Source organism: Nocardia sp. NPDC058244 (assembly GCF_042882065.1).
Classification (GTDB): Bacteria; Actinomycetota; Actinomycetes; order Mycobacteriales; family Mycobacteriaceae; genus Nocardia.
Genome location: NZ_JBHVWX010000003.1, coordinates 671,548 through 691,068, shown reverse-complemented (window position 1 = coordinate 691,068; position 19,521 = coordinate 671,548). Strand labels below are relative to the sequence as shown.

The following is a 19,521-nucleotide window of genomic DNA, read 5'->3' as shown; positions in this document are numbered from 1 at the left end:
CAGTGGTCGGCGGGGACTAGGCGGCGTCGGGCGTGCTCGCGCGGGAGATCGACGCCTACCTCGACCATCTGGCGGTCGAGCGCGGAGCCGCGCGCAACACCCTCGGGGCCTACCGGCGGGACCTGGCCCGCTACCGCGCCTTCCTCACCGGACGCGGCATCGCGAATCTCGCGGCCGTCGCGCAGGGCGATGTCGCGGAGTTCACCATGGCGTTGCGGTCCGGCGGCGAGGATCATCCGCCGCTGGCCGCCGGGTCGGTGGCCAGGGCCTTGATCGCGGTGCGCGGCCTGCACCGGTTCGCCGCGGCCGAAGGTCTCACCGACACCGATGTGGCGCACGCGGTGAAACCGCCGGCGCCGGGTCGGCGGCTGCCCAAGGCGCTGCCCTACGACCAGGTGTTGCGGGTGCTCGAGGCCGCGGGTGGCGACGGTGATTCGGGTGGGGCCGACGGCGGACCGCGGGGATTGCGGGACCGGGCCCTGCTGGAACTGCTGTACTCCACCGGCGCGCGCATCTCGGAGATGGTCGGCCTCGACGTCGACGATCTCGACGCCGAACAGCGGTGCGTGGTGCTTCGCGGCAAGGGCGGCAAGCAACGGCTCGTCCCCATCGGCAGGCCCGCGCTCGCCGCGGTCGACGCCTACCTGGTACGCGGTCGCCCGACCCTGGCCGCGGCCGGAAAGGGTTCCGGGGGAGCCCTTTTCCTCAACGCGCGCGGCGGCAGGTTGTCGCGGCAGAGCGCCTGGCAGGTCTTGCAGACCGCCGCCGAGCGTGCCGGGATCGGGGCGACGGTATCGCCGCACACCCTGCGGCACTCCTTCGCCACCCACCTGCTCGACGGCGGCGCCGATGTGCGCGTGGTGCAGGAACTGCTCGGGCATGCTTCGGTCACGACGACTCAGATCTACACCCTCGTGACGGTGAGCACGCTGCGCGAGGTGTGGGCGACCGCGCATCCGCGGGCCAGGTGAAAGCGGCGGTGCGCGGTCGCGTCCAGCGGGTATCGTGCGAACACGCCCGGCGTTGCCATGCTGTACCTCACCGGTCCGAGCGGTAGCGTCTACCCCCAAGAGCTGGACCGTACGAAAGCGAGTCCGGGCCCGAATCGGCCTCGCTACCCTCGACAGGGGTTACCGGTAGGACACGTATAAGGAGCAGCGGATCGTGACGACAGCGGAAACACCGTGGGACGGTGGACCGGACGAGGTCGCCGAGGCCGTCGAGATGGGCCCGACCGGGCGCCCGCTGCGACTGGTACCCGAGCCGCCGCAGGTGCAGCGTCACGGTGACGCGCTGGTGGTGGCCATGTGCAACCAGAAGGGCGGGGTCGGCAAGACCACCTCGACCATCAATCTCGGTGCGGCCCTGGCCGAATACGGCCGCCGCGTCCTGCTCGTCGACCTCGATCCGCAGGGCGCGCTCTCGGCCGGCCTCGGGGTGGCCCACCACGATCTCGACCTCACCGTGCACAACCTGCTGATCGGCGGGAAGGCAGGCGTCGACGACGTCCTGCAGACCACCAAGGTCGACGGGATGGACCTGTTACCCAGCAATATCGACCTCTCCGCGGCCGAGATCCAGCTGGTCAACGAGGTGGGCAGGGAGCAGTCGCTGGGCCGGGCGCTGGCCGGCGTGCGCGACCGCTACGACTACATCCTCATCGACTGCCAGCCCTCGCTCGGCCTGCTCACCGTCAACGCGCTGGCCTGCTCGGACGGCGTGATCATCCCGATGGAATGCGAGTACTTCTCGCTGCGCGGCCTCGCGCTGCTCAACGACACCGTGGAGAAGGTGCGCGACCGGCTCAACCCGCGCCTGAGCCTGTACGGCATCGTGGTCACCATGTTCGACGCCCGGTTGCTGCACTCCCGCCAGGTGATGTCGCGGGTGGTCGAGGTGTTCGGTGACCTGGTCTACGACACCGCGATCTCGCGCACCGTGCGGTTCCCCGACGCCAGCGTCGCCGGTGAACCGATCACCACCTGGGCCCCGAAATCGGCGGGCGCCGAGTCGTATCGGGCGATGGCACGCGAGGTCATCCACCGGTCGGGCCGGTGATCGACGCAACACCCGAGGTGCGTGAGGATCGGCAAGAAGCGGCACCCGCCGCCGAGAACACCGGGTTCCACCTGCGGCTGAAGAACTTCGAGGGGCCGTTCGATCTGCTGCTGACGCTGATCAGCTCGCGCAAACTCGATGTCACCGAGGTCGCGCTGCATCAGGTCACCGACGAGTTCATCGCCTACACCAAGGCGCTGACCGCCGAGCTCGCCGAGAACACCAAGCTGCGCGCGGACAAGATCCTCGACCAGACCACCGAATTCCTCGTCGTCGCGGCGACGCTGCTCGACCTGAAGGCGGCCCGGCTGCTGCCCTCGGGCGAGATGACCGACGCCGACGACCTCGAACTGCTCGACGCCCGCGACCTGCTGTTCGCCCGCCTGCTCCAGTACCGGGCGTTCAAGCAGGTGGCCGAACTGCTCGCCGAGCTGGAAGCGGCCGCGCTGCGCCGGTATCCGCGCTCGGTGGCGCTGGAGGAGCAGTTCGAGGGGTTGCTGCCCGAGGTGACCCTCGGCGTCGACATCAGCGCGTTCGCCGAGATCGCGGCGGCGGCGTTCCGGCCGCGCCCGGTCCCGCAGGTCGGCCTCGCGCATCTGCACATGCACACGATCTCGGTCGCCGAGCAGGCCGAGCTCGTCCTGGCCAGGCTCAAGGAACGCGGGCCCGGCGGCTGGACGACCTTCGCCGAACTGGTGGCCGATTGCACGGTCCCGGTGGAAATCGTCGCCCGGTTCCTGGCGTTGCTGGAGCTGTACCGGGGCAAGACCATCGCGTTCGACCAGCCCGATCCGCTCGGCCCGCTGGCCGTGAGCTGGCTCGGTGAGCTGGATCCCGACGCCGAAGCGGTGGCGTTGAGTTTCGAGGAGGACTACGGATGACCGAGGTAGTGGCGGAGTTCACTTCCGAGCCGCTCGACGAGGCGGAACTGCGCTCGGCGCTCGAGGCGATGTTGCTCGTCGTCGACGCTCCCGCGCCGGTAGAACAGCTGGCCGCGGCCCTGGACGACACCGCCGAGCGGGTCGAGACCACCCTGCGGACCATGTCGGCGGAGCTGACCGCGCGGGGCAGCGGCATCGACCTGCGTTTCGTCGGCGACGGTTGGCGCTTCTATACTCGACAGGAGTACGCGCCCTATGTCGAGCGTGTACTGCTCGACGGGGCTCGGACGAAGCTCACCCGGGCCGCCTTGGAGACCTTGGCGGTGATCGCCTACCGCCAGCCGGTGACCCGGACCAGGGTCAGCGCGGTTCGCGGGGTGAACGTCGACGGAGTGATGCGCACACTGCTGGCCAGGGGCTTGATCGCGGAAGCGGGTCAGGACCCGGAGACCAACGGCACGCTGTACCGCACCACCGAGTTGTTCCTCGAACGGATCGGGCTCGCCTCACTGGGCGACCTGCCACCGCTGGCGCCGCTGCTTCCCGGCGTCGACCTGATCGACGAGATCAGCGAGAGCCTGGAGACCGATCCCCGGTTCACCAGGCTGCAGAAACCGGCCGAGTCCGACATGGACCTCGGCACCGACGATTGACAGGACAGATGAATACTTCCGCTCGCCGAGATGGCACACCGGACCGAAGAAAACGCAGCGACCAGCCCCGTAGCGGCGCGAACCGGACCGCGGGAACCCGCGGCGGCACCGCGCGCACCGGGCAGTCGGGCAGCCGCGGCACCGGCGGATACGAGCGTGGTGAGTCGACCGGCCGCCGCAGCTCCTCGGGTGGCTTCACCCGCGGCGCCGACGACCGGCGCGGATCGACGGGACGCGGCTACCAGCGCGGCGCGACCGACGATCGGCGTGGCGGCTACGACCGTGGTGGCGACGACCGTCGTGGCGGCTACGACCGTGGCGGCGACGACCGTCGTGGCGGCTACGACCGTGGCGGCGACGACCGTCGCGGCGGGTACCAGCGTGGCGGCGACGACCGCCGTGAGGGTGGCTACCAGCCGCGCGGCACGCAGCGCGCGGGCAGCACCGCCCGCCCCGCGACCTCGCAGGCGCCCGTGCGCAAGACCAAGTCGGCCAAGCCGCAGCGCAAGGTCGTCGCGCCGACGATCCTGAACAACGCCAAGCCGGCCCGCCACCAGCACGCCGAGAACACCGAGGGCCCGAAGAAGCTGCCCTGGGGCGAAGGTGAGCGGTTGCAGAAGGTGCTCGCCAAGGCCGGGGTGGCCTCGCGCCGCGCGGCCGAGGACATGATCGCCGCCGGTCGCGTCGAGGTCGACGGCAAGATCGTGCGGGAGCAGGGTCTGCGCGTCGATCCGGAGAACGCGGTCGTGCGCGTCGACGGCACCCGCGTCGTGGTCCGCGACGAACTCGTGCACCTGGTGCTGAACAAGCCCAAGGGCTGGCAGTCCACCATGTCCGACGACCTGGGCCGCCCCTGCGTCGGCGACATCGTCGCCGAGCGGATCGCCGCCGGGCAGCGCCTGTTCCACGTCGGCCGCCTCGACGCCGACACCGAGGGCCTGCTGCTGCTCACCAACGACGGCGAGATGGCGCATCGCCTGATGCACCCCTCCTTCGAGGTGCCCAAGACCTACCTGGCCACCGTCAACGGCGAGGTCAACTACCGCCTGGTCGGCAAGCGGCTGCGCGAGGGCGTCGAGCTCGAGGACGGCCCGGCCAAGGTCGACAAGTTCATGCTGCTCGAGGCCTACGAGGGCCGCTCGCTGGTCAAGCTCGTGTTGCACGAGGGCCGCAAGCACATCGTGCGTAGGCTGCTCGACGAGGTCGGCCACCCGGTGATCCGGCTGGTGCGCACCCACATCGGCCCGGTGGCGCTGGGCGACCAGCGTCCCGGCACGCTGCGCGTGCTCGGCCGCGACGAGATCGGCAAACTCTACGAGGCGGTGCAGCTGTGAACGGAGTGGATTTCCCGGTGGAGTTCGCCGGCGACCGGATGACCGGTGACGGCACGCTCGTCGTCGCGATGGACGGCCCGTCGGGCACCGGCAAGTCCAGTGTGTCGCGTCGGCTGGCCACCCGCCTGGGTGCCCGCTACCTCGACACCGGCGCCATGTACCGGGTCGCGACGCTGCGCGTGCTGCGCGCCGGGGTCGACCTGGCCGATGCCGACGCGATCGCGGAAACCGTTGCGGCGCTGCCGCTGTCGATCGGCACCGACCCCAGCCGCGAGGTGATCGAGCTCGACGGTGAGGACGTCTCCGCCGAGATCCGCGGCGACGCCGTCACCAAGGCCGTCTCCGCCGTATCCGCGGTGGCGCAGGTGCGCGAGCAGCTCGTCGCCCTGCAGCGCGAGATCGCGGCCGTGTCCGGGCGCATCGTGGTGGAGGGCCGCGATATCGGCACCGTCGTGCTCACCGGCGCCGACGCCAAGATCTACCTCACAGCCTCCGCGGAGGCCCGCGCCCAGCGGCGCAACGCCCAGAACATCCGCGAGGGCCGCGGCGACGACTACACGGCCGTGCTGGCCGACGTGCAGCGCCGCGACACCCTCGACTCCACCCGCACGGTGTCGCCGCTGCGCCCCGCAGCCGACGCGGTGCTCGTCGACACCAGCGACCTGACGATGGACGAGACCATCGACGAGCTCTACCGCGTGGTGGCCCAGCAGCTTTCGGCCACGACAGGAGGGTCGCGATGATCGACGAAGAGGTTCTGGTCGGAGACGGCACCTGGTCCGACGAATCCGATTGGGAGATCGCCGATCTCGAAGGCGAGCACGAAGGCGACGAGCATCTCGCGATGCCGACGGTCGCCGTCGTCGGCCGCCCGAACGTGGGCAAGTCGACCCTGGTGAACCGCATCCTCGGCCGCCGTGAGGCCGTCGTCGAGGACATCCCCGGCGTCACCCGCGACCGCATCTCCTACGAGGCCAGCTGGGCAGGCCGCCGATTCCTGGTGCAGGACACCGGCGGCTGGGAGCCCGACGCCAAGGGCCTGCAGCAGCATGTGGCCCGCCAGGCCGAGGTCGCGATGGCGACCGCCGACGCGATCCTGCTCGTCGTCGACGCGACCGTCGGCGCCACCGCCACCGACGAGGCCGCGGTGCGCAAGCTGCGCCGCTCCAAGATCCCGGTGATCCTGGTGGCCAACAAGGTCGACGACCAGAAGGTCGAACTCGAGGCCGCCAGCCTGTGGTCGCTGGGTCTCGGTGAGCCGCGCATGGTCTCGGCCGCGCACGGCCGTGGCACCGGCGATCTGCTCGACGACGTGCTCGGCGCGCTGCCCGAGACCCCGCGCGAGGGCACCGGCGCCGCCGGACCGCGGCGCGTTGCGCTGGTCGGCAAGCCGAACGTCGGCAAGTCCAGTCTGCTGAACAAGCTGTCGGGCGACGAGCGTTCGGTCGTCCACGACGTCGCGGGCACCACGGTCGACCCGGTCGACTCGCTGGTCGAATTGGGCGGCAAGGTCTGGAAGTTCGTCGACACCGCCGGTCTGCGCCGCAAGGTGTCCAACGCCTCGGGCACCGAGTTCTACGCCTCGCTGCGCACCAAGTCGGCGCTGGAGGCCTCCGAGGTCGCGATCATGCTGATCGACGCCTCGGTGCCGATCACCGAGCAGGACCTGCGCGTGATCAGCCTGGTCGCCGACTCCGGTCGCGCGCTGGTGCTGGCGTTCAACAAGTGGGACCTGGTCGACGAGGACCGCCGCTACATGCTCGAGCGCGAGATCGACCGCGATCTGGTGCGGGTGCCGTGGGCCCAGCGGGTCAACATCTCCGCCCACACCGGCCGCGCCGTGGCCAAGCTGGTGCCGCAGATGGAGACCGCGCTCGAGTCCTGGGACAAGCGCATCTCCACCGGTCGCCTGAACACCTGGCTCAAGGAAGTCATCGCGGCCACCCCGCCGCCGATGCGCGGCGGCCGCCAGCCCCGCGTCCTGTTCGCCACCCAGGCGAGCACCCGCCCGCCGACGTTCGTGCTGTTCACCACCGGCTTCCTGGAGGCGGGCTACCGCCGCTTCCTGGAGCGCCGCCTGCGCGAGGAGTTCGGTTTCGACGGTTCGCCCGTGCGCATCTCGGTGCGCGTGCGCGAGAAGAAGGAACGCAAGAAGTAGCGCGTCACCACGCGAGCCCCGGGTCGACCGACCCGGGGCTCGCGCCGTCTCCGGACCCGTTGGGCGACAGTGCAGTTCGTCGCACTGCCGCCCTCCCGTTCCCTGTGCGGTCCTATGCTGTGACTGTGCGCCCCGATGTTCGCAGGGTGCATGGGGGAGGGGCATGAGATGACGTCGGTGAGCACGGTCCAGCCGGGGCGGTTCGAACGTTGGCGCGTCTTCGGCGCCATGACGGTTGCCGTCGGCGCGATGGCGCTGGTGATCCTGGCGTCGGTCGGCGTCGATACCGACGGCTACCGGATGATCATCCGCGCGACCGCCAGAACCTCACTGGCGCTGTTCCTCTCCGCGTTCGTCGCCTCGTCGCTGCTCGCGCTCCGGCCGGGCGAGCCGACCCGCTGGCTCGCCCGCAACCGGCGCTACCTCGGCCTGTCGTTCGCGATGTCGCACGGCCTCCATCTCGCTGCCATCATCACGCTGGCGACGACCGACCCGTCGACCTTCGCGACGCTGACCGACGCGGGCTCGATCATCGGCGGCGGCCTCGGCTATGTCGCCATCGCGATCCTCACGGTCACCTCCTTCGACCGGATCGTGGCTGGGCTGGGTGCTGCCCGCTGGCAGCTGATCCAGACCGTCGGATCCTGGTTCCTCTGGCTGCTGTTCCTGGTGACCAACGGCGGGCGCATCCCCGAGAACGCCTGGTACGCAGTGCCGACCGCGCTCGTGCTGCTCGCGGCGGCACTGCGGGTCGTCGCCCGCACGCGCGGTGTAGCCGCGACCGCGTGAGCGACGCGGTTCCGGCGAGCAGTTGGTCGACGTGTGAACGCGCCCTTCCCGACTCCGGACGCGCCTGCGCGCTCCGGTGCGGTGGAGGGCTGATAATCGGCTGAGAACCATCGGGGTGGGACACTTCGGCGCGGGCTGGCGCGTTGATCGGGGTACGAGGCCCTGTGCGGCTTCCTAAGGAGTGCGTCATGAGTCTCATCGGAACCGTGGTCGGCTACGCGCTGACGGTGTTCATGTTCGTGTTGCTCGCGCGGATGGTGCTGGACTGGCTGGCGGTGGCGGGGAAGGGCCCGGACTGGGTGGGGAAGGCGCGGCAGGTCACCCACGCCGCGACCGAACCGGTGATCGCGCCGGTGCGGCGGATCCTGCCGCCGGTCCGGATGGGCGGGCTCGGCATCGACCTGGCCTTCACCCTGGTGTTCATCGCCGTGCTGGTCCTGCGCGCGATCGCGTTCAGCCTGTAGCGGCCCTCGCCGCGGCGAGTCGAGCTCAGGCGTCGACCACCCGGTCGAGCAGATGCTCGACGAGTTGTGGTGCGCGCGCGGCCATGCCGTGGTCGGTGAGCATGCCCTGGGCCAAACCGGCGATCGTGAGCAGGACCACCTCGGCATCCGCGCGGATGGTCGGCTCCGCCGCCGCGGGCCCACGGAGCTGCCGGAGCTGGGTGGCGACCGCGTCGATGATGTAGGTGGGCGTGTCGGCGGTATCGGCGGATTCGAGATCGGGTCCGGTGAGTGTGGCCGCGTGGAAGATGCCGAGCAGGACGGCATCCTGCCTACTGGCGTCGTCGAGCGGCAGCAGGCCCATCAGCACCGTGCGGACGATGTCGCGCGGGCCCGCTTCCGGGCCGAGTGCGGTCAGGGCCCGGTGCAGCCGGGCGCCCGAGTCCGCGACGACCGCACGATGTGTCGCGAGCAGGAACTCCCTTTTGGTGCCGAAGTAGTACTGCACCGACCGCACCGAGACCCCGGCCTCGGCGGCGACCGATTGGAACGTCGCGGCATCGAGCCCGCCCCTGGCGATGACGCGCCGCGCGGCGCCGGTGATGGACCGGCGCCGTTCCTCGTGATCGGCCAACCGTGGCACGCCCGCCTCCTTCTGCTCCAGCTCGTCCCCTCCGGTTCTTGATGGTACGCCTATACCATCTTTATGGTACGTTGATATCACCAACGAAGTAGAGGGGTGGTCATGGCCAAGATCGGGCGGTTCAAGAACGACAGGGCGCGCGAGGAGTACCTGCGGGCCTATCGGGAGCTGGAGAAGTCGCAGCCGATTCCGTCGACCACCGTCGACGTGCCGACGACCTTCGGCACCACCCGGGTCCGCACCTTCGGTCGCGGCGACGGCGTGCCGCTCGTGCTGCTGCACTCGCTCGGCGGAAACAGCCTGTCCTGGAACCACGTGATCGAGGATCTGGCGCGCGATCGGGTCGTCCACGCGCCCGAATTCCTCGGCACGCCCGGTCTCAGCGTCCAGACCGCGCCGATCGACGAAACACGGTTCGGCGCGTGGTTCACGGAACTGCTCGACGGTCTCGGCGTCGACCGGGTGCACCTGGTCGGGTATTCGCAAGGCGGCTGGGAGGCGATGGCGATCGCGGCGGGCGGCGCGCCACGGCTGGCGAGCCTGACGGTGATCGAACCCGGCGGCACCTTGGCGAAGATCCGCTGGGGCGTGCTGTGGAAGATGATCACCGTGGGCGCGCGCCCGACCGACAAGAACCTCCGCAAGCTGAACGCCTGGATGAACCCCGGCGTCACCCTGTCCGACGCCGAATTCGCCGGTGTGAAAGCCGCGTTGGGCTACATCCCCACGATCGGCTACCCCCGGCTGTTCACCGACGAGCGGCTGGCGACGATCACCGTGCCGACCCTCGGCCTGTTCGGCTCGGAATCGATCGCCGCCGACGCGACCATCGCCGCCGGACGCCTGCGCGACAACGTGCCCACCTGCGACACCGAGATCTACCCCGGCGCGGGCCACGGCATCTTCCACCAGATCCCGAAACAGGTCACCGCGAGCATCCTGGACTTCACCCGCCGCTACGAACCGACCGAGGCCCGGCGCGGGGAGTAGCGGGCACGACGCGGCTAGTCGTCGGTGCCCTCGATGCGCCAGCGGGTTGACACCTCGCGGACGCAGGGGGCGTCGGTGAGGGCGTCGATCGTGTCGGTGACGGCGGACTCGCGGGCGCGGTGGGTGAGGACGATCAGGTGGGCGTCGGGGCCGTGGTGTTCCTGGCGGACGCGCGCGATGCTCACGCCGTTGTCGGCGAAGACGGCGGCGACCTGGGCCAGGGCGCCGGCGTGGTCGGTGACGCGCAGGTTGAGGTAGGAGCGGGTGGGGGTGTCGCCGAGGGGGGCGATGGGGAGCTGGGCGTAGTGCGAGGCGCGGGGGGCGCGGCCGCCGTGGACGCGGTTGCGCGCGGCGGTGATCAGGTCGCCGAGCAGGGCCGACGCGGTCGCGGTGGTGGCGGCGTCGCCGGAGAACATCAGCCTGCCCGCGCCTTCGGCGTCGACGGCGACCGCGCTCGACGGCGCCTCGACCCGGGCGAGCGGATCGGTCACCGGGAGCAGCGCGGGGTGGACGCGGACCGAGATCTGTTCCTTGCCACCGTCTTCGGCGATCCTGGTGCAGACGGTGAGGGTGCGCAGGCGCAGACCCAGCGCCGCCGCGGCGGCGAGGTCGGCGGCCGCCGCGGGCCCGGACTCCTCGAAGTGCACGTCGCCGACCTCCACCCGGGTGTGGAAGGCCAGGGTCGCCAGGATCGCCGCCTGTGCGGCCGCGTGCCTGCTGTGCTCGGCGGGGAAGACCCCCAGCACCTGGTTCACCCGATCACCCGAGAGCGACTGGGTCAGCGGCCGGACCACCGGAACACCGCCCGCCACCGCCGCTTCGAAGCACAGATCGGCGCCGTGCTGCTCGGCGGCCGCGGCCAGCCGGTGCCCGTGCTCGGCGATCAGCGCGGTGTTCGCGGTGATCACCGACCGTCCCGCGCGCAGCGCGTCGAGCACCGCCGTCACCGCGCCGACATGCTCGGTCGCGTCCACCACCAGCTCCGCGGGCCCGGCGAGTACCAGCTCCGCACCGGCGCGTTCCCGCAAGTCCCCGCCCGTGTCGCGGAGGATCCGCACGACCTCGGCGGCGAGTGCGCCGGTGCCGAGAACGGCGACCCCGAACGAGCCGCGTGGGGAACGAAAGAGCTGATTGGTCATGTGAATTCGCCTCACCGCCGAGAACTGCCGAGCCGGGAACGACGCCGTGGCCGCCGCCCCCGCCCAGCCAGTATCGCGGCCGGATCGACTCGGCGGCAGCCATTTTCACCACGAAACAGGACAGCCGTGCCAGAAATGCCGGGATACTCGGAGGGGTCACCCGCGGGTCGCGCGCGGGCGAGCAGGGGAGAGGACGAGGAATGGCCCTGGTTGTGCAGAAATTCGGCGGATCGTCGGTGGCGAGCGCCGAGCGGATCCGGCGGGTCGCCGAGCGGATCGTGGAGACGAAGAAGCAGGGTCACGACGTGGTGGTGGTGTGCTCCGCCATGGGCGACACCACCGACGAGCTGCTGGACCTGGCGGGCCAGGTGGCGCCCGCACCGCCGCCGCGCGAGATGGACATGCTGCTCACCTCCGGTGAGCGCATCTCGAACGCGCTGGTGGCCATGGCGATTCACGCCCTCGGCGCGGAGGCTAGGTCGCTGACCGGCTCGCAGGCGGGGGTGATCACCACCGGCGCGCACGGCAACGCCAAGATCATCCAGGTCGACCCCGATCGGGTCCGGCGCGCCCTCGACGACGGCGAGGTGGTGCTCGTGGCCGGATTCCAGGGCGTCAGCCAGGACAGCCGCGACGTCACCACGCTCGGGCGCGGCGGGTCCGACACCACCGCCGTCGCCCTGGCCGCGGCACTGCACGCCGATGTCTGCGAGATCTACACCGACGTCGACGGCGTGTTCACCGCCGATCCGCGGATCGTGCCCGACGCGCAGAAACTCGACCAGATCTCCTACGAGGAGATGCTCGAGATGGCGGCCTGCGGCTCGAAGGTGCTGATGCTGCGGTGCGTGGAATACGCGCGCCGCTATCACGTTCCGGTGCACGTGCGCTCGTCCTACACCGACGCGATCGGCACCACCGTGTTCGGCTCGATGGCCGACATCCCCGCCGCTCAGGCGGTGCTCACCGGTGTCGCGCACGACCGCAGCGAGGCGAAGGTGACCGTCGTCGGCCTGCCCGACGAACCCGGCTACGCGGCCAAGGTGTTCCGCGCGGTCGCCGACGCCGAGATCCCCATCGACATGGTCGTGCAGAACACCGGCACCGGCCGCACCGACATCACCTTCACGCTGCCCGCCGCCGACGGCGCCCGCGCGGTGGCCCTGCTGCGGGAACGTCGCGCCGATATCGGGTTCACCGATGTGCGCTACGACGATCGCGTCGGCAAGGTGTCGCTGATCGGCGCGGGGATGAAGAACCATCCCGGGGTCACCGCGACGTTCTGTGAGGCGCTGGCCGAGGCCGGGATCAATCTCGATCTGATCGCCACCTCGCAGATCCGGATCTCGGTGCTGGTCCGCGACACCGACCTGGACGCGGCGGTGCGCGTGCTGCACCGGGCCTTCGATCTCGGCGGCACCGAAGTCGCCGTCGTGCACGGCGGCACCGGCCGCTGACCAGAGGATTGACGGGCAACTGAACCACAGGTAATTTACCCATCAGTCAATTAGGCCGTCGATCGACCGGAGGGTCCCTTGAGCAACCGACTGACCTCCTACACCCGCGCGGGACTGCGTTTCGACGTGGTGGACTCCGGTCCGATCGACGGCCCGGTCGTCCTGGCGCTGCACGGTTTTCCGCAGACCGCGAGTTCGTTCGGGGAACTCGCCGCGCTGCTCGACGCCCGCGGCTACCGCACCATCGCCCCGAATCAGCGCGGCTACTCACCGGGCGCCCGGCCGCGCGGCCGCTTCGCCTACCGGATCACCGAACTGGTCGACGACATCCTCGCGCTGATCCGCGAGATCGACCGTGGGCCCGTCCATCTGGTCGGCCACGACTGGGGTGCCATGGTCGCCTGGTCGGTCGCCGCCGCGCGGCCCGACCTGGTGCGCTCCCTGGTGACGATGTCGGTGCCGCACCCCGGCGCGTTCCGCCGTTCACTGCTCGGCAGCGACCAGCTCGCCCGCTCGTACTACATGGGGTTGTTCCAGATCCCGGTGCTCCCCGAGCGGTTGCTGCACGCGCGGCCCGGGATTCTCGACCGCGCGCTGGCGGGCACCGGCATGACACCGGAGATGATCGCCCGGGTGCACCGCGAGATCGTCGACACCGGCGCGCTCACCGGCGGGTTGAACTGGTACCGGGCGATGATCCTGCTCGGCCAGCGGGCGATCTCGGCGCCGGTCCAGGTGCCGGTGACCCATGTCTGGAGCTCCGGGGATACGGCGCTGGCCCGCCGCGGCGCCGAGCTCACCGGGGCCTACGTCACCGGCGACTACCGGCTGGTCGTGCTGGACGGCGCCTCGCACTGGCTGCCCGAGGAGCGTCCGCGGGAGCTGGCCGAGATCATCACCGAGCGGATCGAGTCCGTCCGGGTCTGAGCCGTCAGCCGATCGGAGAGGCCAAGGGGCGCAACGCCTCGGCGGTGGCCGGGATCAGCGGGGCCCGCGGCAGCATGGTGCGGGCCGCGAGCTGCTCGGTGATCCGCAGCCGCACGCCCGCCCACTCGTCGTGCAGGATCGAATAGAACGCGGTGTCGCGCACCGCGCCGTCGAGCCCGCGCGAATGTGCCCGGCGCACACCGTCGCTCACCGCGCCGAGCCGTTCGATCGCGGCGCGGGAGCGCAGGTTGCGGGCGTCGGCGCGCAGGGTCACCCGGCGCACGCCCCAGCCGTCGAAGGCGTGGGTCAGCATCAGCAGTTTGCACTCGAGGTTCACCACGCCGCCGCGCACCGCGGGCGTCAGCCAGGTGTTGCCGATCTCGACGGCGTCGGGGATCGCCCCGCCGGGCAGCGCGGTGACGGGCTCGGCGGCCAGCGGCCAGCTCAGCGGGCCCTGCCAGTAGTCGAGCCGGGTGAACCGGGTGGCACCGACGACGCAGTCGTCGGCCACGGTGACGATCGCGAAGGCCAGGGTGGTGCCGGCCAGCTGGGCGGACTCGGCCTGGAAGACGTAGGTGCGGGCCTCCTGCTCGCCCTGCGGGACGATGGTGAACCCGGCCGGACCGAGCGCGACCGAGGCCGCGGCCAAGCCGGGAACATGGTGGGGTGCCAGGGGTTCCAGCCGTGCGATGCGGCCGTGGAGGATAACGGGTGCGGGCATGGTGACCGGCGTCCTTCGTCTGATGAGGGTCGCCGAAAACACGAGGCGTGGATCTCACGCGGCACGTGATTGCGGCGAAGCGACACGAACGATCCAGCAGCATCGAGAAAACTAGATGCACAAGATAGCGGAACGTGACGCGTTCACCCGTGCGAACAGACGAGATGTCGTGGCCCGAATTTCACCGGGGTCAGGCGACCCGGACGAACCGCCCTAACGCTTGTCGGCGAGGGCCGCGACGATGAGTTCCTCCCACACCGAGAGCTCCCGATCGGGCGAGCCGATGCGCGCCGCATCGTCGTCGTCGGGCACGTTCTGGTGCCAGCGGGCGGCCGCGGCGACGCCGGGCTCCTGCAATTGCAGATCGCCGAACAGCGCGACGATCTCCGCGTCGGTGCGCCAGCGGCCACGGCCGAAGGTGGATTGCAGCTTGGCTTCGGCCTCGATGGTCTCGGCGTTGTCGCCGGAGCGGAAGTGCGAGATGAACACGCTGCTGCCGACCGGGATCTGCTCGGTCCAGTACTGCACGACCGCGCGCGGGTCCTCGTCGTCGTTGAGGTGGTGCAGGATGGCGCTGAAGATCAGGGCGACCGGCTTGTCGAAATCGATGAGCCGGTTCACCTCCTCGTTGGCGCGGATGCCGACGGAATCGCGGACATCGGCGTGCACGACGGTGGTGTTCTCGTTGGTCGCCAGCAGCGCGCGGCCGTGGGCGAGCACGATCGGGTCGTTGTCGACATAGACCACGCGCGCGTCGGGGTTCACCCGCTGGGCGACCTGGTGCACATTGTCGGCGGTGGGCAGGCCGCTGCCGAAGTCGAGGAACTGGGTCAGGCCGGCCTCGGCCATCTCGCGGACCGCGCGGGTGAGGGCCTGCCGGTTGGTGAACGCGATCGCCACCGAACCGGGCAGATTGAGCTTGAAGTGGTCGCCGATCGCGCGGTCGACCTCGTAGTTGTCCTTGCCGCCGAGCAGATAGTCGTAGACCCGGGCGATGCTCGGACTCGACTGGTCGATCACATTCGCGTTGTCGCTCATCGTCGACGACCCCTCACGCTGTTACCGGTGTGTGCCGCCGCCCATCGTAGGAGAACGACGGCGGGTCGGCATGCTTTCCCTGTCGGTGATACCCGAAAACCGTTCCGGGCGTGTCGGTTCCGGTACGCGCCGGGGTTCGGTGCGGTTCGTGCCCCGGCGAGGTCTCGATGCGGGTAGCGGTGGTGTCGCAGTTTGCTCACGGCGCGTTTTCGCACGTCAGGGCCGTAACGGTTCGGTAAATCACAGGCTTGTCGGCATATTGAGCAAATGTCCAGTTGTGCACGGGTTTTGCCAGTTCCGAGGGGTGTTTGCCGGATATGTAACGTGCGTTATCGAGCCGTGTCGCACGTATGTTCTATGTGATGCAGATCACATCGCCTGTCATTCGGCTACCGGGAGTGGCACGCTCGTAATTGCTGAACGTTAACCGTTTGTGATCAACGGCGAGGTCGACGCCGACCTTCCGTCACATTCGCCCTGTCCGTCCGCTCCGGCGTAGCGGGCCTCGAAAGATCCGGTATGGATCAGCAACCGGCCGTGTCGGGACGGCCACCCGGAAGGGGGCTCATGCTGATGAGCAGCATGTACTTCGAATCGAACAGCAATCTGTCAGTTACCGGCCGTGATGGTCGCGTCACCGCGCCCAGGCCCGCCGAATCGTCGCTCGGCCCGTTGGGAATGCCCGGCTTGATCCTCGGCCTGCTCCTGCTCGGCCTGGGTATCGTCGCACTGCTGCGCCTGGGGGAGTGGGCGGGCAGCTACGGCCCCGAACTGGTCGTGCTGGCCTATGTCCTCTACATGGCCGCCGCGGCGTGGCTGGCCCTGTGGGGCGCGGCGACGGTGCGATCTCTGCACCGCCACTAGGTCCACCTCCGGTCAGCCGTCGTGCAGGATCTGCGCGGCGGCTGTCAGGCTGTCCGCGGACCCGACCACGATGAGGACATCGCCCGCGGCGAAGGCGAATTCCGGTCCGGGGGAGGCGAGTACCGCGCCGGCCCGCATCACCGCCACGATCGACGCCTTGGTGCGGGTGCGCATCCGGGTGTCACCGAGTGTGCGGCCGTCGTAGGGCGAGTGCGCCGCGAGCGGGAACTGCCGGGTGCGCACGCCGTCGAACTCGCGATGCTCGGCCTCGAGCTGGGCGACCACCCGTGGCGCGCCGAGCAGGCTGGCCAGGGCCGCCGCTTCCGCCGCCGACAACGCGATCTGCTCGGTGACATCGGGATTGCCCGGCTTGCCGACGATCAGATCGATCGCGCCGTCGCGGTGCTCGACCACGCCGATGCGGCGCCCGCTCTTGCGTACCGCGAAATCCTTGCGTACCCCGACCCCGGGCAGCGGCGTGACGTCGATCTGCACCCTCTCCACTGTAACCGGGCAAAAGGGACGCGGGCTGGTCACAATTCCGCCGCCGGACGGTGTCGGACAGTTATCGCCGATCGGCCCCGGGGTGTGTCGCTGGATCGGCTTGCCGCTGTGGCGGAGAACCGATCCAGCGCACGGGTCAGGCCTGCGGCGGGTCGACGAAGATGTCGTACTCGAGGGTGCCCGAGCCGCCGTAGCCGGACAGGTCTGTGATGCCCTCGGCGGCGAGCACGTCGACGTCGAGGAAGGTGTTGCCGGTGGTGGTGCGCGCGTCGCGGCCGAGGATGGCGACGGCGGCGTCGGCCACGATCTCCGGGGTACGGGCCTTGGCGATGGCCTCGTCGCCGCCGAGTAGGTTCTGGACCGCGGCGGTCGCGATCAGCGTCTGCGGCCACAGGCAGTTGGCGGCGACACCGTGCTCGGCGTACTCGGCGGCCCAGCCGAGCGTGAGCAGCGACATCCCGTACTTGGCGACCATGTAGGCCGGATGCCCGCCGAGCCAGTGCGGGGCCATGTTCAGCGGCGGCGACAGGCTCAGGATGTGCGCGTTCTCGCTGTTGCGCAGGTGCGGCAGGCAGGCGCTGGAGAGCAGGTAGGTGCCGCGCAGCTGGATCTGCTGCATGAGGTCGAAGCGCTTGATCGGCAGTTCCTCGGTGGACGCCAGCGCGATCGCCGAGGCGTTGTTGACGCAGTAGTCGATGCCGCCGAACCGCTCCACCGCCTGGCCGACCGCGTTGGCCACCGAGGCTTCGTCGCGGACATCGCCCACCACCGCCAGCGCCTGACCGCCCGCTTCCTCGATCTCGGCGGCCGCGGTGTGGATGGTGCCCGGCAGGCGCGGATCCGGGACATCGGTCTTGGCCAGCAGCACGATATTGGCGCCCTGGCGCGCGGCGGCGACCGCGATCGCCAGCCCGATGCCGCGGCTGCCGCCGGACATGATCATCGTGCGCCCGGCGAGCGGGTGGGTAGCGGTCATGGGCGAGGCTCCTTGTCGTCGGCGACGCCGGAGAGGCGGCTGATATCCGGCAACGTTACATATCTGCGATGGCCGTGGCAATAGTGAAATATGTAGACTCGATCCGTGCAACCCCCTGTGACCGGCCCCGATACCGAGGTCCGCCCGGTATCGGCCCGCTCGGCGCTGGTCCGGATTCTCATCGCCGCCGATTCGCCGACGATGACCTCACGCGAGATCTGTGCCGCCACCACCACCGTCGGCTACCCCGAGGCGACCGTCCGCGTCGCCGTGTCCCGCATGGTCGCCGCCGGTGACCTGGTGCGGGAGAACCGTGCCTACACTCTCATCCCCGCGCTGCGCGCCCGCCGCACCGAGCTCGCCGCGCCGGCGACGATCCCGTGGACCGGCGACTGGGAGCAGGTCGTCGTCACCGCCACCGGCCGCCCCGCCGCCGACCGCGCCGCGCTGCGCGCGCGCCTGCTGTCGCTGCGCCTGGCCGAACTGCGCGAGGGCGTCTGGATGCGCCCCGCCAACCTGGACCGCGCCTGGCCCGCGGACCTCGACGACACCACCTTCCGCCTGCGCACCCGCCCGGTCGAGGAGCCCGCCGACCTCGCCGCCCGCCTCTGGCCGCTGGCCGACTGGTCCGCCCGCGCGCACGCCCTGCTGGCCGCCATCGACACCGCCGACCCGACCGCCAGATTCGCCGCCGTCTGCGCCGGTCTCGACCACCTCACCACCGACCCCGTCCTCCCGGTCGACCTCCATCCCGCCGACTGGCCGGTGACCCGCCTGCGCACCGTCACCGCCGACTACCTCGCCTGGTTCGCCGCCCTGCGCCCGGAACCGGTCGCGCCGTAGGCGATCGGGCTCCACGATGTTGTCCGCGGTCGTCCGGGTGTGGTTGCGGGAGAGATCAGCTCGTCCCGTCTACGATGGACCGTGCCGTGCGACGTGGCGGCGCCGCATGGTGCATGGGGAAGGGCCCGCCCCGAGAGTTTTCGGGGCGGGCCGCACCGTCAGCGGGGGATGCCCAGAACGCCGAGGGCGAAGTCGGCGTAGTCGGTGGCGATCTGTTCGGGCGTGGCCGGGCCGTCGAGGCGGAACCACTGCGGCAGGGCCGTGCACATGGTCGCGATCGCGCGCCCGGCGGCACGCGCGTGTTCGGTACTCCGCTGGTGCTCGGTGAGCGCGCTGTCGATATCCGCGTCGAGCAGATACTGGATCTCGTTGCGGGAGATCGTGATCCGGCGCCGGTCGGCCGGTTCGAGACTGCGCATCTCGCTGGCGCCGATGAAGGCGAGTTCGCGCCGGTGGGTGTGGAACAGCGCCAGCGCCTCGACGACCCGCGTGACCCGGTCACGGCCGGTGCCCGCTTCCCGGCGGGCCGCGTCGACCCGCCAGTGCAGCTCGTCCATGGTGAGGTCGAGCGCGCGCACGAGCAGGGCCTGCTTGTCGCGGTAGTGGTGGTACACGCCGGGCACGCTCATGCCGGCGCGCTGCGCGATCGAGCGCATCGTGGCGCCGTGATAGCCGGTCTCGACGAAGGAGTCGATCGCGGCCGCGAGCACGGGATCGATGTCCAGTGGCGGGAATTCGCGCCACGCGCGAGCGTCCTGGTCCGCCGGGCCGGTACCGCGCGGCCGGGGTGCCGGGGCCCGCGCCGTCGGCTCGCCGATCAGCCACTGGGTCGTGGTGCCGAGTTCGGTGGCCAGCGATCGCAGGCGCGGGACCGAGACGCCGGTCTTGCCGGTCTCGATCGCGCTGAGCGTGGCGGCGCTGACCTCGATCCGGCGGGCGGTCTCCCGCAACGACAGGCCCGCCGCGGTCCTCGCCGCACGCAGGCGGGCGCCGAGCCCGCCGTTCGATGTGTTCATGGTGTTCAGGATATCTGAACATAGTGCCTCGAGGGAATCCGTCGATTGACAGCAGTTATCGGGTCGTGTCACTGTCGTAGGTGTCCA

General features: G+C 70.5%; 21 protein-coding genes. 14 read left to right on the top strand and 7 right to left on the bottom strand.

The genetic code is table 11. The features are described from left to right. Positions 1–32 precede the first annotated feature (32 nt). The 9 genes from xerD (at position 33) to ACFVW6_RS12880 (ending at position 8,337) form a co-directional block, all read left to right on the top strand. Positions 33–971 carry a site-specific tyrosine recombinase XerD gene (gene xerD, locus ACFVW6_RS12920; RefSeq protein ID WP_355281050.1) on the top strand — a complete coding sequence of 313 codons (939 nt, stop codon included), beginning with the start codon at positions 33–35 and terminating at the stop codon, positions 969–971. A gap of 253 nt (positions 972–1,224) precedes the next feature. Then, positions 1,225–2,058 carry a ParA family protein gene (locus ACFVW6_RS12915; RefSeq protein WP_255586654.1) on the top strand — a complete coding sequence of 278 codons (834 nt, stop codon included), beginning with the start codon at positions 1,225–1,227 and terminating at the stop codon, positions 2,056–2,058. Further along, the gene (locus ACFVW6_RS12910; protein ID WP_378832061.1) at positions 2,055–2,939 is read left to right on the top strand and encodes a segregation and condensation protein A; all 885 of its coding nucleotides are present in this window, start codon (positions 2,055–2,057) and stop codon (positions 2,937–2,939) included. The genes ACFVW6_RS12915 and ACFVW6_RS12910 overlap by 4 nt, the downstream gene beginning before the upstream one ends. Beyond that, a complete protein-coding gene (scpB, locus tag ACFVW6_RS12905; RefSeq protein ID WP_378832059.1) occupies positions 2,936–3,592 on the top strand; it encodes an SMC-Scp complex subunit ScpB in 657 nt (218 codons plus the stop codon). The genes ACFVW6_RS12910 and scpB overlap by 4 nt, the downstream gene beginning before the upstream one ends. Positions 3,593–3,600: 8 nt before the next feature. Further along, a complete protein-coding gene (locus ACFVW6_RS12900; protein WP_378832057.1) occupies positions 3,601–4,926 on the top strand; it encodes a pseudouridine synthase in 1,326 nt (441 codons plus the stop codon). A gap of 38 nt (positions 4,927–4,964) precedes the next feature. Continuing rightward, positions 4,965–5,669, top strand: a complete 705-nt coding sequence (gene cmk, locus ACFVW6_RS12895) for a (d)CMP kinase (RefSeq protein ID WP_365015271.1) — start codon at positions 4,965–4,967, stop codon at positions 5,667–5,669. Beyond that, positions 5,666–7,084, top strand: a complete 1,419-nt coding sequence (gene der, locus ACFVW6_RS12890; protein ID WP_378832055.1) for a ribosome biogenesis GTPase Der — start codon at positions 5,666–5,668, stop codon at positions 7,082–7,084. The genes cmk and der overlap by 4 nt, the downstream gene beginning before the upstream one ends. Positions 7,085–7,252: 168 nt before the next feature. Then, the gene (locus ACFVW6_RS12885; RefSeq protein ID WP_378832053.1) at positions 7,253–7,873 is read left to right on the top strand and encodes a hypothetical protein; all 621 of its coding nucleotides are present in this window, start codon (positions 7,253–7,255) and stop codon (positions 7,871–7,873) included. A 188-nt stretch (positions 7,874–8,061) separates the two neighbouring features. After that, positions 8,062–8,337 carry a YggT family protein gene (locus ACFVW6_RS12880; RefSeq protein WP_355281058.1) on the top strand — a complete coding sequence of 92 codons (276 nt, stop codon included), beginning with the start codon at positions 8,062–8,064 and terminating at the stop codon, positions 8,335–8,337. A gap of 25 nt (positions 8,338–8,362) precedes the next feature. Here ACFVW6_RS12880 and ACFVW6_RS12875 read toward each other — a convergent pair whose 3' ends face one another. Continuing rightward, positions 8,363–8,959, bottom strand: a complete 597-nt coding sequence (locus tag ACFVW6_RS12875) for a TetR/AcrR family transcriptional regulator (protein ID WP_378832051.1) — start codon at positions 8,957–8,959, stop codon at positions 8,363–8,365. A gap of 102 nt (positions 8,960–9,061) precedes the next feature. Here ACFVW6_RS12875 and ACFVW6_RS12870 point away from each other — a divergent pair, with 102 nt between their 5' ends. Continuing rightward, positions 9,062–9,949, top strand: a complete 888-nt coding sequence (locus ACFVW6_RS12870; RefSeq protein ID WP_378832050.1) for an alpha/beta fold hydrolase — start codon at positions 9,062–9,064, stop codon at positions 9,947–9,949. Between the two features lie 14 nt (positions 9,950–9,963). On the opposite strand, the gene ACFVW6_RS12865 is transcribed toward ACFVW6_RS12870, so the two are convergent. Further along, the gene (locus ACFVW6_RS12865) at positions 9,964–11,088 is read right to left on the bottom strand and encodes an ACT domain-containing protein (protein ID WP_378832047.1); all 1,125 of its coding nucleotides are present in this window, start codon (positions 11,086–11,088) and stop codon (positions 9,964–9,966) included. 200 nt (positions 11,089–11,288) lie between these two features. Here ACFVW6_RS12865 and ACFVW6_RS12860 point away from each other — a divergent pair, with 200 nt between their 5' ends. After that, complete coding sequence (locus tag ACFVW6_RS12860; RefSeq protein ID WP_378832045.1) at positions 11,289–12,545, top strand: aspartate kinase; 1,257 nt, start codon at positions 11,289–11,291, stop codon at positions 12,543–12,545. A gap of 78 nt (positions 12,546–12,623) precedes the next feature. Then, positions 12,624–13,472: an alpha/beta fold hydrolase gene (locus ACFVW6_RS12855; RefSeq protein WP_378832043.1), complete on the top strand. Its 849-nt coding sequence runs from the start codon at positions 12,624–12,626 to the stop codon at positions 13,470–13,472. A 4-nt stretch (positions 13,473–13,476) separates the two neighbouring features. On the opposite strand, the gene ACFVW6_RS12850 is transcribed toward ACFVW6_RS12855, so the two are convergent. Next, a complete protein-coding gene (locus tag ACFVW6_RS12850; protein WP_365013814.1) occupies positions 13,477–14,193 on the bottom strand; it encodes a GNAT family protein in 717 nt (238 codons plus the stop codon). Between the two features lie 213 nt (positions 14,194–14,406). Next, positions 14,407–15,231: an SAM-dependent methyltransferase gene (locus ACFVW6_RS12845; protein WP_378832040.1), complete on the bottom strand. Its 825-nt coding sequence runs from the start codon at positions 15,229–15,231 to the stop codon at positions 14,407–14,409. Positions 15,232–15,804: 573 nt separating this feature from the next. On the opposite strand from ACFVW6_RS12845, the gene ACFVW6_RS12840 reads away from it, so the two are divergent. Next, entirely contained in the window at positions 15,805–16,095 is a 291-nt protein-coding gene (locus ACFVW6_RS12840) for a hypothetical protein (RefSeq protein ID WP_378832038.1), read from the top strand. A gap of 12 nt (positions 16,096–16,107) precedes the next feature. Here ACFVW6_RS12840 and ACFVW6_RS12835 read toward each other — a convergent pair whose 3' ends face one another. After that, positions 16,108–16,590 carry a cation:proton antiporter regulatory subunit gene (locus ACFVW6_RS12835; protein WP_378832036.1) on the bottom strand — a complete coding sequence of 161 codons (483 nt, stop codon included), beginning with the start codon at positions 16,588–16,590 and terminating at the stop codon, positions 16,108–16,110. Between the two features lie 145 nt (positions 16,591–16,735). Beyond that, positions 16,736–17,575 (bottom strand): SDR family oxidoreductase, encoded by an 840-nt coding sequence (locus ACFVW6_RS12830; RefSeq protein ID WP_378832034.1) that lies wholly within the window; start codon positions 17,573–17,575, stop codon positions 16,736–16,738. A gap of 105 nt (positions 17,576–17,680) precedes the next feature. Between ACFVW6_RS12830 and ACFVW6_RS12825 the strand changes: the two genes are divergently transcribed. Next, positions 17,681–18,418, top strand: a complete 738-nt coding sequence (locus tag ACFVW6_RS12825; RefSeq protein WP_378832031.1) for a PaaX domain-containing protein, C- domain protein — start codon at positions 17,681–17,683, stop codon at positions 18,416–18,418. A 158-nt stretch (positions 18,419–18,576) separates the two neighbouring features. On the opposite strand, the gene ACFVW6_RS12820 is transcribed toward ACFVW6_RS12825, so the two are convergent. After that, on the bottom strand, positions 18,577–19,434 hold the full coding sequence (locus ACFVW6_RS12820) for a TetR family transcriptional regulator (protein ID WP_378832029.1): 858 nt from the start codon (positions 19,432–19,434) through the stop codon (positions 18,577–18,579). Positions 19,435–19,521 lie beyond the last annotated feature (87 nt).